At 50.7% G+C, this 13,111-nt stretch carries 15 protein-coding genes and 1 riboswitch; of the genes, 6 read left to right on the top strand and 9 right to left on the bottom strand.

All coding sequences use genetic code 11. The annotated features are described in order from the left end of the window. Positions 1-15 precede the first annotated feature (15 nt). A complete protein-coding gene (locus ACLD4F_RS10795) occupies positions 16-636 on the bottom strand; it encodes an OB-fold-containig protein (protein ID WP_000171739.1) in 621 nt (206 codons plus the stop codon). Between the two features lie 257 nt (positions 637-893). Between ACLD4F_RS10795 and glgS the strand changes: the two genes are divergently transcribed. Then, the gene (gene glgS / locus ACLD4F_RS10790; protein ID WP_000928927.1) at positions 894-1,103 is read left to right on the top strand and encodes a cell surface composition regulator GlgS; all 210 of its coding nucleotides are present in this window, start codon (positions 894-896) and stop codon (positions 1,101-1,103) included. 73 nt (positions 1,104-1,176) lie between these two features. Here the strand turns inward: glgS and ubiK are convergent, their stop codons facing one another. Further along, complete coding sequence (gene ubiK / locus ACLD4F_RS10785) at positions 1,177-1,473, bottom strand: ubiquinone biosynthesis accessory factor UbiK (protein WP_000566824.1); 297 nt, start codon at positions 1,471-1,473, stop codon at positions 1,177-1,179. Between the two features lie 132 nt (positions 1,474-1,605). Next, positions 1,606-1,804, top strand: a riboswitch (FMN riboswitch). Between the two features lie 105 nt (positions 1,805-1,909). Here ubiK and ribB point away from each other — a divergent pair. Beyond that, complete coding sequence (gene ribB / locus ACLD4F_RS10780; RefSeq protein ID WP_001076978.1) at positions 1,910-2,563, top strand: 3,4-dihydroxy-2-butanone-4-phosphate synthase; 654 nt, start codon at positions 1,910-1,912, stop codon at positions 2,561-2,563. A gap of 170 nt (positions 2,564-2,733) precedes the next feature. On the opposite strand, the gene dsbI is transcribed toward ribB, so the two are convergent. From dsbI to ACLD4F_RS10765, 3 genes are read right to left on the bottom strand one after another with little or no spacing between them, the layout of a single operon-like run. Beyond that, complete coding sequence (gene dsbI / locus ACLD4F_RS10775; RefSeq protein ID WP_000345576.1) at positions 2,734-3,411, bottom strand: protein-disulfide oxidoreductase DsbI; 678 nt, start codon at positions 3,409-3,411, stop codon at positions 2,734-2,736. Between the two features lie 14 nt (positions 3,412-3,425). Further along, positions 3,426-4,097, bottom strand: coding sequence for a thiol:disulfide interchange protein DsbA/DsbL (locus tag ACLD4F_RS10770; protein ID WP_000096232.1), 672 nt, complete (start codon positions 4,095-4,097; stop codon positions 3,426-3,428). A gap of 19 nt (positions 4,098-4,116) precedes the next feature. Next, positions 4,117-5,913, bottom strand: coding sequence for an aryl-sulfate sulfotransferase (locus ACLD4F_RS10765; protein ID WP_000460259.1), 1,797 nt, complete (start codon positions 5,911-5,913; stop codon positions 4,117-4,119). Positions 5,914-6,312: 399 nt separating this feature from the next. Here ACLD4F_RS10765 and ACLD4F_RS10760 point away from each other — a divergent pair, with 399 nt between their 5' ends. Further along, positions 6,313-6,489 carry a hypothetical protein gene (locus tag ACLD4F_RS10760; protein ID WP_000469259.1) on the top strand — a complete coding sequence of 59 codons (177 nt, stop codon included), beginning with the start codon at positions 6,313-6,315 and terminating at the stop codon, positions 6,487-6,489. Positions 6,490-6,555: 66 nt separating this feature from the next. Here the strand turns inward: ACLD4F_RS10760 and zupT are convergent, their stop codons facing one another. Beyond that, the gene (gene zupT / locus ACLD4F_RS10755; protein ID WP_000115874.1) at positions 6,556-7,329 is read right to left on the bottom strand and encodes a zinc transporter ZupT; all 774 of its coding nucleotides are present in this window, start codon (positions 7,327-7,329) and stop codon (positions 6,556-6,558) included. A 140-nt stretch (positions 7,330-7,469) separates the two neighbouring features. Between zupT and ygiD the strand changes: the two genes are divergently transcribed. Next, positions 7,470-8,258, top strand: coding sequence for a 4,5-DOPA dioxygenase extradiol (gene ygiD / locus ACLD4F_RS10750; protein ID WP_001520560.1), 789 nt, complete (start codon positions 7,470-7,472; stop codon positions 8,256-8,258). A gap of 60 nt (positions 8,259-8,318) precedes the next feature. Here ygiD and ACLD4F_RS10745 read toward each other — a convergent pair whose 3' ends face one another. From ACLD4F_RS10745 to tolC, 3 genes are all read right to left on the bottom strand, one after another. Continuing rightward, entirely contained in the window at positions 8,319-9,482 is a 1,164-nt protein-coding gene (locus ACLD4F_RS10745; protein ID WP_000442833.1) for a glutathionylspermidine synthase family protein, read from the bottom strand. Positions 9,483-9,487: 5 nt separating this feature from the next. Next, complete coding sequence (locus ACLD4F_RS10740; RefSeq protein ID WP_000831528.1) at positions 9,488-10,159, bottom strand: DUF1190 family protein; 672 nt, start codon at positions 10,157-10,159, stop codon at positions 9,488-9,490. 212 nt (positions 10,160-10,371) lie between these two features. After that, complete coding sequence (gene tolC / locus ACLD4F_RS10735) at positions 10,372-11,847, bottom strand: outer membrane channel protein TolC (RefSeq protein ID WP_015899378.1); 1,476 nt, start codon at positions 11,845-11,847, stop codon at positions 10,372-10,374. Between the two features lie 200 nt (positions 11,848-12,047). Here tolC and nudF point away from each other — a divergent pair, with 200 nt between their 5' ends. After that, the gene (gene nudF, locus ACLD4F_RS10730; RefSeq protein WP_001231952.1) at positions 12,048-12,680 is read left to right on the top strand and encodes an ADP-ribose diphosphatase; all 633 of its coding nucleotides are present in this window, start codon (positions 12,048-12,050) and stop codon (positions 12,678-12,680) included. Continuing rightward, complete coding sequence (locus ACLD4F_RS10725) at positions 12,677-13,099, top strand: DUF1249 family protein (RefSeq protein WP_000833404.1); 423 nt, start codon at positions 12,677-12,679, stop codon at positions 13,097-13,099. Before nudF ends, ACLD4F_RS10725 begins: the two co-directional genes overlap by 4 nt. The last annotated feature ends 12 nt before the right edge of the window (positions 13,100-13,111 follow it).

The following is a 13,111-nucleotide window of genomic DNA, read 5'->3' as shown; positions in this document are numbered from 1 at the left end:
GTAAGTTCCTCTCAATTAAACGTAGAAGGTACGCTCAGCCAAATAGCGCGTTGCGGAAAGTCGGCAGACAATCAGCACCTTGTCTCCTTTTTTAAATTCTTTTCCCTTTTCGGGTTCCAGCAGTAAATAGTGAATCTGGCCGAACTTATCGGTAAATTTTCCTTCGCAAGGTGTACCGGCGACGGCGGCGTGGCCGGTAATAATCGCCATGCCGCCGATAAATTCCTCTTCCCGGAGGGCGGAGCTTTCATCTCTGGGTAGCCAGGGCGCGAGGATTTTTCCGCTGTAATGCACGGCAAAGACCGACAGGACAATGCTCAACGGGACCAGCAGCAGATTGCTGAGCGGCGCTTGCCAGAGCATGATCCCGCCATGCTGGATGAGAATGCCGAAGAGGCCGAAATAACCGGCCAATAGACAGAGGACGACCAGGGCGGGAACGCGTCCAATATTCAGATAATGAAGCGCCTGGCCCGCAGGGCCGGATGACAGGGCGTCATAATGATCGAGATGGGCGTCGAGCGCGCCTGAAAGAAAGTGGCCAAAAATCAGCGAAATCATCTCCAGCACGCCGATAAAGAAAACGAACGCGATGGCAAACAGATAGGGGCTGTTATACTCCGCAAATAAGGTCATATTTTCTATCCTTGTCGCCGCCTTCAGAAGGATGTTCGCGTGATAATTTTCATGCTTGTTATTTCATTGCGTTACAATATCATGTGACCCATATCTCCTTAAGTCCGAAAAGCGATTTATCCGTCGTTATCTTTGGCGAATATTGTGATTTTGCGCATTAAATTTGCGCACGTTATGTATAAAACCGCCGTACATATAGGGAAATACTGAAATCAGAAAAAGCATATAGCCTTAACAGAATTCAATAACTGGAGGGTATGCTGATGAACAACAATAACGTCTATTCATTAAATAATTTCGATTTTCTGGCGCGCAGTTTTGCCAGAATGCAGGCGGAGGGGCGTCCTGTTGATATCCAGGCGGTAACCGGCAATATGGACGAGGAGCACCGCGACTGGTTTTGCAAGCGTTACGCGCTTTACTGCCAGCAGGCGACTCAGGCGAAAAGGTTAGAATTAGAACACTAATGCAGGCTCCCTTTACAGGTGCAGGGCATTATTCAGATCTTATATGAGCGGGCCGTCAGGCCCGTTCACGTTTTTACTCTTGTGGATCGACTGGCGGGATGGCGGGCGCAGGTTTTACTTCTTCAGGCTTGTCGCGAGCTTCCAGTTCGCTGAGGCGTTGCTCCAGCAGCGCCAGTTTTTCCCGGGTGCGCAGCAAGACCTGAGTCTGGACATCAAACTCTTCGCGGCTCACCAGATCGAGACGCGTCAGCTGAGATTGCAGCGTTTGACGGATTTTTTTCTCGATATCTTCCCCGAACTCGCGAATACCTTTCGGCATTGACTCATGAACCTGGCGTGCGATTTGCTCAATTTTTTTCGGGTCAATCATTGTGGTTTCCCTGAACTGGTAAGTGTTAGCTCTTATTGTAGTGCGATATGTGGACGCCATAAACCAGAATTGTGTGACGTCATACGGAGTAAAGGCGTTGATGAAGGTAATCAATAGCGTTATAGTTAACCCGCTTATTCTCAGGGCGGGGCGAAATTCCCCACCGGCGGTAAATCAGCGATGTTTAACGCATTTCTCATCACGGCGCGCCGTGACGGAACGCGGAGAGCAGGTTGAAAGCCCGCGAGCGCTTTTTGCCATAGCGAAAAGGTCAGCAGATCCGGTGTAATTCCGGGGCCGACGGTTAAAGTCCGGATGGGAGAGGGTAACGATCCAGTCGGGCATGGACCCGCTCACGTTATTTTTTTGCCGCTTGTCGGCACTCCTAAGACTGCCCTGATTCTGGTAACCATAATGTTAATGAGGTTTTTTTACCATGAATCAGACGCTACTTTCCTCTTTTGGTACGCCTTTTGAACGTGTTGAACTTGCACTGGATGCGCTGCGTGAAGGACGCGGTGTGATGGTGCTTGATGATGAAGATCGTGAAAACGAAGGCGATATGATTTTCCCCGCAGAGACGATGACCGTAGAACAGATGGCGTTAACCATTCGTCACGGTAGCGGTATTGTTTGCCTGTGCATTACTGAAGACCGTCGTAAGCAGCTCGACTTGCCAATGATGGTGGAAAACAACACCAGCGCCTACGGCACCGGTTTTACCGTGACCATTGAAGCCGCAGAAGGCGTGACCACCGGCGTTTCCGCCGCTGACCGTGTCACTACGGTGCGTGCGGCAATTAAGGATGGCGCAAAACCGTCCGATCTTAACCGTCCGGGGCACGTTTTCCCACTGCGCGCTCAGGCGGGCGGCGTGCTGACGCGCGGCGGTCATACGGAGGCGACCATCGATCTGATGACGCTGGCCGGTTTTAAACCTGCAGGTGTACTGTGCGAGTTGACTAACGACGATGGGACGATGGCGCGCGCGCCGGAGTGTATCGCGTTTGCAGGCCAGCATAATATGGCGGTAGTCACGATTGAAGATCTGGTGGCTTACCGCCAGGCGCATGAGCGCAAAGCCAGCTGATCGAACGGATCATGGTTGAAAAAAGCCGATGAGATGTCATCGGCTTTTTTGTATTCCTTCGGTGCCATATTGTTCAGTTTCAAAGAACGACGAATAAGCTGAATGGTAAAATTATTGTGAGAAAAGCAGAGGCCTGAATGCAGACCTCTGCTTTGGTTTATCTATTCAGGTTATTTGCCTCTGGCCAGTTTCAATGCCCAGGCGCCGCTCATCACCAGCAGCAGAATCAGGCACAACCCAAAGGCCAACATACATGCCTGCGCCATGTTCATAAAGTGCCAGGGCGGAAGCAGATACCAGCCTTCGGACTGCTGGTAGAGATCGACAAACCACTGCTGTACGCTACTGAGCGTTACGCCATCAGGGACGATAGGCGCGTCATAACCGCAGTCTCCGGTAGGTTTAAACCACTCCGGTGCCCATTCCGCCAACGGTAAGTTGAAAGGAAAGGTCGGGTCAGTCGAACATCCTTGCACGCCAAAAAGTGAATCGGGGTCCGCATTATGTACCGCATGATGGATACCATTAAGCTTAATAGAAAACTTAATGCCCATAATGCTGCCATAAAACGCCGCGATGCAGCCAATCAGCTTCAGCACGATATTTTTGGGATTTATCGCCGCAATCACCCCGCCAATTACCATCACAAACATCGCGTAACGAATGTAAACACACTGTTCGCACGGCGCCATGTAGAGATAGATTTGGAAGAACGAGTGCGCCAGGATAATTAACCCTCCCATCGCGATGGCCATTAACAGCCACAGAAAGCGCTGTTCCTGCCATCTCACCAGCGTATCTACTGGTCTTGCGCGTAGGTCTCGCCATAATCCCTTAATAAAATCCATAATCGTTTCCCTGCTTATTTTTTAGTGGCCAGTTCCCGAACGAGTTCAGCCATAGAATCGATGGATTTGATGTTTTTGGTATAGATAAGGTACTTGCCGTTGACGACGTAAGCCGGAACACCCTGAATTTTGGCAACGTCATAGGCGGCTTTCCATTTTTCCAGCGTCTCCTGAACGGCAGGATCTTTCAGCGCCGCTTCAAAATCAGCCTGGCTCATGCCTGCGGCGTCCAGCCCGGTTTTAATAAATGCCGCCGGATCTTTCCCATCTGACCAGCGCTCTTTCTTATCATGGTAAGCCGTATACCAGGCGAACTTCGCTTTTTTGAATTGTGATTTAGCATCAAATAACGAAATCCCGGCAGCTTTATCTTTGGCGATCAGGACTGCAAATACTTCGCTGGCCTGTTTGCCATATTCGCCTTTTGTTTCCAGGTGGAACGGGGTGAACGTAACGAGATCGGCTACTTTGTCAGAAACCGGACCTGTTACGGCTTTGTCATATTTGTAGCAGAAAGGGCAGGCGTAGCTAAATACCTTAATCAGCGTTTTATCTGCATTAGGAATCGGTTTCTCCAGAACCATATAATCTGTGCCCTCGGTAAAAGCCGATGCCGCAAAAGGAGTGACCAATGCCGCGGTTAATACTACGCTTTTAAATAAAGAGGTAATCCATTTAGATGACATATTAATTCCTTCCCGTGATTTATTTAAACATTTGCGTTGGATGAACCAGTAACGCACGATAGTGAGTCTGGTTGGGCTTATCCGACAGCACATCAATTTCAACTTTCACTTCTTTCGTTTTATAGTCAATCTCATTCAGTTTGCCGACTGTGGGTTTACCAACGTCGAACAGGTTAATAGAACCGCCAAAGCCGAACATGGTGTCGCGGTCTTTTTGATATTCAACAACCGAGGTAATAGGACTATAGAAATCATATCCACGTTCTTTACCGTATTCCCAAACTTGTTGTACGGTGCCTTTCTTCTCATCGATCTTATATTCGACAAAACGGGAATATTTCATGGTCGGTAGAGCCGGTTGCTCCAGGCCGCGACCATCGCCGTTATCAAAGACCGTTAACGTGCCTTTGCTGGAAAGCCATGCCGTATGTTGGGTATAGGTGAAATCGAAATCGGTGTCCTTACACTTGCCGTTTTCGTCACAGGTCAACGGCTTACCATGATCGTCTACCGGTTTCAGCAATTTACTGGCTAGCTGCTTATTCCAGCCTTTAGACGGTGCCAGTATCCATTTCACCTGCTTATCGCGACCAATTTTTACAATACCCTGATGGCGGGAAGAAAGGATGATGGAGTCGTCTTTCGCGTCATAAGCGATAGAGTTGACGTGCGCCCAGTTACGACCGGCACCAACGCCAAGCGCATCGCCATACGGCGTATCCGGTTCGAGTTTCGCCTGCTGTCCGGCATGGGCCAGATCGACGTTCACGCATACTGCGCCCGCATCCAGCGCGCCGAGCAGCGCATCACGCATAGGGTCGAGGATTTTGGTTAAATCCCAAACGTCTACTACGCGGCCAGACTTATCGACCTCAATGATTTGGTCACGAATAGTATGAACATGTATGCCGTCTTCTTTGCGGTAATCGCGTTTGCCGACGCGCAGCAGTACGGTGCCGTTCACGGTTTCGATGGATTCATGAGACGCATCCAGGAACCCGCGCGGCAGTTTGTGATCGGCAAGAATTTGCCCCATCATGTCAAACTCGTACCAGTGTTGGCCCTGCACCGCGGTAAAGGTGCCGCGAGGCGTTTCACGAATACCCATCAGGTAGCCGCGTTTGTTGATATTCATATCGTGGCCGTCGTAGAAGGTATCTTGATCCAGCCACCAGCGATATTCACCCTGGGTGTCGACCACAAACGTATAAGGGGCGATATCGAAAGGCAAAGCCCCGCCCGCCGGGCCGGCATCAAGAATGCCCGCATTTTTATCTTTTTCGCCGTGCCAGTGAAATTCAGCGCCCTGCGGCGTAAAGGTATGGGTATTTACCAGATAAAGGCGATCTTCAAATCCTGGCGCGACTTTAATAACTTTCGTTTGCTGGAGATCTGAAATAGAACGGTTATCCATATAATGGTTGACGATGGCGGACGTCTGCACCACATAGTCATCCTTCATGGCTTTGCCGTTTTCTTTATATTCTACCGTGACGTTGTTGGCAAATTTCTGATAAAGGCCAAAAATAGGAATACCGTCATAGGTTTCTAAAGACTCTTTCCCAACGGTATAAGTAACAGGAACGCCTTTTTCCCCTTTGCCATGTACAGTAACTTTAACGTCTGAAATAATATGGCTATCTAATTCCACCAGCGCGGTGAGAGGGGCATTTCCGTAAGGATCGACAACGACTGCGCCTAATTTTCCTGCGGGCTGTGCCGGTTGAAAACCTGCGGCAAACGTACTGGCTGCGGTGAGTCCGCATGTCAGTGCGACGGCACCGGCAAGTATTGTTTTCCGGTATTGGTCAAACATGGATATATCTCCTTATATACAACTTCTAAATATAATACTTCTGAATATACTATGTTTTTATGAATAATAAATGAGGTAAATGATTGGTCTTTAAATATAAGTCATGATGCTGTTACTTATTTTAAAGTATATTCTGTATCAATATTTTTTAATTGCCTGAATGAGTCGATAGTAGGAGTGTGATATTTTAAGAACAATATAAATTAGTACGAAGTGTGATCTTATCGACATTGTTTTCTGCTTAATACCTCTTTCATTATTGTGTTTCACCACTGATTTATATGATCAAAATCATTTATTTGTTCCACAAATATGCCAGTATATGAATACGTCAAAATAAGGGTATGTAAAATTTTAACGTTAAATGTTTAGTGATGTTAAATTTTAAGGGTAAAAAGGATGTTTATTGCCTGGTATTGGATAATATTAATCGTTCTGGTGGTAGTAGGGTATATTTGCCATATGAAGCGTTATTGCAGAGCGTTTCGGCAAGACAGAGATGCATTACTTGAAGCGCGAACGAAACGTTTTCGCCAGACGAGCGAAGGCGACAGCGTGATGAATGAGCAGAAATAGCGCATATCCTTGACGGGCAGCCGGATGTTGCCTGGCTAAAGGCCTGCATCCGGCGCGACGTTTCTCTTAACCGATACCTATCGTCTGCAAAATGACGAGACTGAGCCCCATGATGGACATACCGCAAAGCACGCCATAGCTGGGGTTATTGTTAGGATCGATCTCTTTTGCCAGCGGCATCAGTTCATCGACGGAGAGCGCCACCATAATACCGGCGACTGCTGCCATGATAGCCGCCATAACGATTGGCGAAACCAGACTGCCCAAAATCAGCCACGCCAGTACGCCGCCAAGAATTTCCGCCATGCCGGAGATACCGGCCCAAAAAATCGCGGTACGTTTTGAGCCCGTCGCGGCATAAACCGGGCCGGCAACCGCCAGACCTTCAGGAATATTGTGCAACGCCACCGCCAGTGCGATGCCGAAACCCAGTTCAAGATTGCTGCTGGCAGTGACAAAGGTGGCGATCCCTTCCGGAAAGTTGTGCAGGCTAATGCCGAGCGTCAATAAAATCGCAGTGCGTTTTATCGAGCCGGGAAGCGGCTGCTGCCTTTTTTGCACCAGATCCTGCGGATGAGCGTGAGGAAGCAGGCGGTCCAGCCCGAAGTAGCCCAACAGGCCGATAATAAACATTCCGTAGCCCAGTACAGGCGACATCCCCTCGGTATCAAGCGCGGCGGGCAGCATCTCCATCAGCGAGATAAGCAGCATGATCCCTGCGGCGAAGCCCAGCGAAAAAGCCAGCACGCGGTTAGACGGTTTTTGGCCGAGAACGCCAAGAAACGCGCCAATAAAGGTGGCGGCGCCCGCCAGTAAGGTCAGAATAAGTGGTACTGACATCCATTACTCCTTATCAATTTGCCGTCCGAACCTGACCTTCAAAATAACTGATGATCTTCATCATGGTTATCTGAGTTCTTCCTCTGTGAAGAAAGCGTATGGTGATGTTAACAAAATGTCTTTCCAGTAAGGATAACATCATGTCTTTAACGTGTATGCCAGCATTGTTTTTGGGGCATGGCAGCCCGATGAACGTGCTGGACGATAACGATTATACCCGCGCCTGGCGGCGATTGGGGGAAGCCCTACCGCGACCACAGGCGATAGTGGTGGTGTCGGCGCACTGGTATACCCGCGGGACGGGCGTCACAGCGATGGAAAGGCCGCAAACTCTCCATGATTTTGGCGGTTTTCCGCAGGCGCTGTATGACACGCATTATCCGGCCCCTGGATCGCCTGCGCTGGCGCAGCGTTTGGTTGAACTGTTGGCTCCCGTTCCCGTCGCGCTCGATAAAGAGGCGTGGGGATTTGATCATGGCTCCTGGGGCGTATTGATCAAGATGTACCCGAATGCGGATATCCCGATGGTGCAGCTTAGTGTTGATAGTACCAAACCGGCGGCATGGCATTTTGAGGTGGGTCGTAAGCTGGCGACGCTGCGTGACGAAGGCGTGATGCTGGTGGCCAGCGGGAATGTGGTTCATAACCTGCGGACTGTGCGTTGGCACGGTGACAATATACCGTATCCCTGGGCGGCGTCATTTAATGACTTTGTGAAAGCCAATCTGACGTGGCAGGGGCCGGTAGAACAGCACCCGCTGGTGAATTATCTGCAACATGAAGGGGGGGCCTTATCGAACCCGACGCCGGAGCACTTTTTACCTTTGCTGTATGTACTTGGCGCCTGGGACGGCAAGGAACCTATCACCATCCCGGTCGACGGTATTGAGATGGGCAGTATAAGTATGTTGTCGGTGCAGGTGGGATAGCCGGATAAGGCGCTGAATGATTGCCCGATGGCGCTACGCGCATCGGGCTTACAGGAGAATCTATCCTTCGACAAAAATATGCGGATAGAAGCGGGAGAGATCCTGGGTGATCAGCGCCCGATCTTCACGGATACCAATTCCGGCGGGCTGATCGTTAATCAGCCAGCTACCAATCAGGGTGTAACTGTCGCCGAATTTTGGCAGCGGATAGAACTGTTGCACGATCATACCCTCTTCGCCATACGGGCCTTCCACGGATTCGATCGTTTTACCGTTCTCAATAATCGATACGTTCGCCCCTTCGCGGGAGAAGATCGGTTTCACGACATATTTATCCATTGGCGGATGTTCGTCTTCGGCGAAATACGCAGGCAACAGATTCGGATGGTCCGGGAACATCTCCCACAACAGCGGCAACAACGCTTTATTGGAGATAATGCTTTTCCAGGCCGGTTCCAGCCAGCGCACGCCGGCATCTTCCAGCTTGGTGGAAAACATCTCGCGCAGCATAAATTCCCACGGATAGAGCTTGAACAGGTTCGCAATGACCTGATCCTGCAGATCCGTAAATTGGCCTTTTTCCCCCAGACCAATATCGTCGATATAGAGAAATTCGGTGGCGATTTCCGCTTCGGCCGCGCAGTCCTGTAAATACTGAATGGTGCCGCGATCCTCAACCGTATCGCGACAGCAGGTGAGATGCAGCAACTGAAAACCGTACTGCTCGCGAAGTTCAGCAAAGCGTTCAATCAGCTTTTCCTGCAGGCTATTAAACTGATCGCTGCCTTCCGGCAGATTGCCCGCGTTGATCTGATCTTCCAGCCAAATCCACTGAAAAAACGCCGCTTCATACAGCGATGTTGGCGTGTCGGCATTATTTTCGAGCAGCTTAGGCTCGCCGATGCCGTCCCAGGCCAGATCGAGGCGGGAATAGAGCGACGGTTGTTGCGTTTGCCAGGACTGGCGAACAAAACCCCAGGTATGTTTTGGAATACGAAACTTCGTCATCAGCTCATCGCTGGCGATGACGCGTTCTACTACCTTGAGGCACATCTGGTGCAGCTCGGCGGTAACGTCTTCCAGTTTTTCCACCTGGGCGAGCGTTAACTTGTAATAAGCGTCTTCACACCAGTACGGTTCACCATACATAGTGTGAAAATTAAACCCGTATTCAGTCGCTTTATCGCGCCAGTCCGGGCGCTCGGTAATACTGACTCTTTCCATGCGTATCAGCCGCCCATCGAACGTGTTGAAGTACCGGCAGCGCTACGCTGCATGGTGCTCTGTTTGGCGACGGATTCGCCAAAACCGCCGCGGGTAACGGTTGTTGTGGTGGCAGGTTTCGGCGCCATAGCGGTTTTCGGTACGGTCATTGTCCGGCCCGGTTGCGCCGCGCCGTAGTTTTTACCTGCCGCATCGGTATATTTGCCGTATGCAGGGCTGGCCGGGTTTTTCGAGCTAAACAGCGGCTGTTGCGCAAAGCCTGCGCCGCCGCCCATCAGACGCCCCATCATGTAACCTGCCATAAGCGGCATCCAGAAACTGCCGCTGGATTGTTGGGCCTGCGCCTGATTTTCCGGCGCCATGCCAGCCTGTGCGGGCGCTTGCTGGCACTGGCCTTCGCCAAACTCAGCGACGCAATCTTCGCGTGTAGCGTACTTAGGCGCAGTACGTTCGGCCTCTTTCAGCGCATTGTTATACGCGGTTGTACATTCCGCGCTTTTGCCCGGATTCGCCGCTGAACAGTCATCAGCGTTTTGATACAGCGATACGGTTTCATCGCTTTTTTCACAGCCAGCCAGCATAAAAACAGCCGTAACCGCCAGGGCGACCGGCGTTAAATGCCGCGCGCTCCAGCTTTTGCGAAATGATGCGTGATGGATGGATTTTGTCCGTTTCATATTTGTCTTCCAGGACCCAGTGGTAAATACAACATGCGTTCAGAATAGAGGATGACTGGTCGAAATTGAAGCGAGAAAAGGCGAGAATGCGGCGGAATAGCAGGATCTTTACGTTGTCTTACGTTCAGGCGCGGCTTTATGACAGGTAGCGCCGCGCTTACCAGACCTACAAGGGCACAGGTCTGATAAGCGCAGCGCCAGCGAATAACTTATCAATGCCGGAATGGATTGCCGTTATTGCTGTTGGCGCGAGCGGCGGTCGGCTGTACTGCCGGCGCGGCGCTATGGGCATTATAACCGTCTGCGGCAGCATCCTGATCTGGCGTTTCCGGCGCTACGCTTTCCGGCGACGTCGGGATAGGTTTACCCAACGTACTGTTAAGCGCGAGCAGATCCTGCTCGTTCAGCGTACCGAGCGCATATTTGATATTTAACTGATTAATCAAATAGGTATAACGCGCGTTGGCCAGTTGCTGCTTGGCATCATACAGAGTGGTGGTGGCATCCAGTACGTCAACAATGGTACGTGTACCGACCGAGTAACCGGCTTCCATTGCATCCAAAGAACTTTGCGCGGAAACGACTGCCTGTTTATACGCGTTGATGCTGCTGATGGAGGCGTTAATATTGTTAAAGGAAGAACGTACGGTCTGCACCACGCTACGGTGCGCGCTTTCCAGCTGTTCGCTTGCGCCGACGAAGTTATACTGCGCCTGTTTTACCTGCGAGTTAACCATCCCGCCTTGATACAGCGGCAGGGAGAAGTTCAGGCCGATTTTATTCTGCCCCATGTTGCTATCGTCGTACTGGGCGGAGTTGGTTTTAGAACCGCTATAAGAGGTATCAGAAATGCCGGTTGAGGCCGTTAAATTCAGCGTCGGCAGATGACCATCCTGCGCCTGACGGATTTGCTCGCGCGCCAGATCCTGACTTAAACGCGCCTGCAACAGCGACAGGTTACGGTTTTCCGCTTCCTTCAGCAGCGCATTAACAGCTTTGGGTTTGTCGGTTTTAAAATGCTCGACGTTAAGCGACGCCAGCTCCGGGTAATAATTGCCGGTTACCTGGCGCAGCTCTTCTACCGCGTTATCCAGGTTGTTGCGGGCGGTCACTTCATTCGCCAGTACGGTATCATATTGCGCACGGGCGTTTTGCACGTCGGTAATGGCGACCAGACCCACGTTAAAACGTTGCGTCGTTTGATCTAACTGACGGTAGATAGCCTCTTTTTGCGCCTGGGTATAGGAAAGCACATCAATAGCGTTCAATACCTTAAAATACGCGTTCGCGGTATTGAGGATCAGCGTCTGCTGATCGGTCTGATAGGTGACATCCTGAATGCCTGCTGCTTTTTCTTGCAGGGTGAGCCCACGCCATTTCGACATATCAAATAGCGTCTGCGTTAATTGCAGAGAAGCGCTGGTTTCATTGGAGTTGATACCGTTCGCATCGCGATAACCGTTGCTGTAGGTGTAGTCGGCACCTAAACCCAGTTGCGGCAGTAAAGGACTACGCGCTTCGTTAATTTTTTCGAATGCAGCATCGCGATCGGCAGCGGATTTACGCAATTCCGGGTTGCTCAGGCGTGCTTGCTGATAAACTTGCATCAGGTTCTCTGCCTGGCTTAGTGTGCTGAACCCCGACAGGCTCAGGCCGATAAGGATGGGGAGCAATTTCTTCATTTGCATTCCTTGTTGTGAAGCAGTATTTAGCGCTGATCAATTTGTAAAAATAATTGCTGATTCTAGCAGAATCCGCCACTGCAAAAAGTTGGCGTTACGTGCCATACGAGCCTTAATTGGCACCAATTTACCACAAGGGTGATAAAACAGCAGTCAACCACCCTTGAAATTCATCATTTAATCATTATTGCTAGCAGGGCAGCACAATGCGTAAATCAGACAACTTGCCAGTTACTTTCACCAAAAGCGATGTAGAAATTATTGCACGGGAAACGCGCTATCGCGGTTTTTTTTCATTGGATGTGTATCGATTCCGCCATCGTTTATTCAACGGAGAAATGAGTGGCGAGGTAAAGCGCGAAATTTTTGAGCGCGGGCACGCCGCCGTCTTGCTACCCTTTGACCCTGAACGTGACGAGGTGGTGCTGGTCGAACAGATTCGTATTGCCGCGTATGACACAAGCGTTACGCCGTGGCTGCTGGAGATGGTCGCCGGCATGATAGAAGAAGGCGAAACCATTGAGGCGGTCGCCCGGCGGGAGGCGATGGAAGAAGCGGGGCTGACCGTAGGCCGCACCCGACCGGTCATCAGTTACCTGGCGAGTCCAGGAGGAACCAGCGAGCGCTCATCTATTCTGGTGGGTGAAGTGGACGCCACGACCGCGGTAGGTATTCATGGTCTGGCGGATGAAAACGAAGATATTCGGGTTCATGTGGTAAGCCGGGAACAGGCATACCAGTGGGTAGAAGAGGGGAAAATCGACAACGCAGCCGCAGTCATCGCTTTGCAATGGCTTCAGTTGCATCATCAAGAGTTAAAAAACGAGTGGAAAAAATGAAGCGTTATACACCTGACTTCCCAGAAATGATGCGTTTGTGCGAAACCAATTTTTCGCAATTGCGCCGCCTGCTGCCGCGCAATGACGCCCCCGGTGAAACGGTGAGCTATCAGGTGGGCAACGTACAATATCGGTTAACGATTGTGGAATCGACCCGATACACTACGCTTGTAACGATCGAGCAAACGGCGCCAGCCATCACCTACTGGAGCCTGCCGTCGCTGACGGTGCGCCTCTACCATGATGCGATGGTGGCTGAAGTGTGTTCAAGCCAGCAGATCTTTCGCTTCAAAGCGCGGTATGATTATCCAAATAAAAAGTTGCATCAACGCGACGAAAAGCATCAAATTAATCAGTTTCTGGCCGACTGGCTACGATTCTGTTTAGCACATGGAGCGATGGCGATTCCGGTTTATTAGCGTCGTGAAACC

This window comes from Salmonella sp. 741265050_HSA, from assembly GCF_046569445.1.
Lineage (GTDB): Bacteria > Pseudomonadota > Gammaproteobacteria > Enterobacterales > Enterobacteriaceae > Salmonella > Salmonella enterica.
This window is presented reverse-complemented; position numbering and strand designations above follow the sequence as displayed.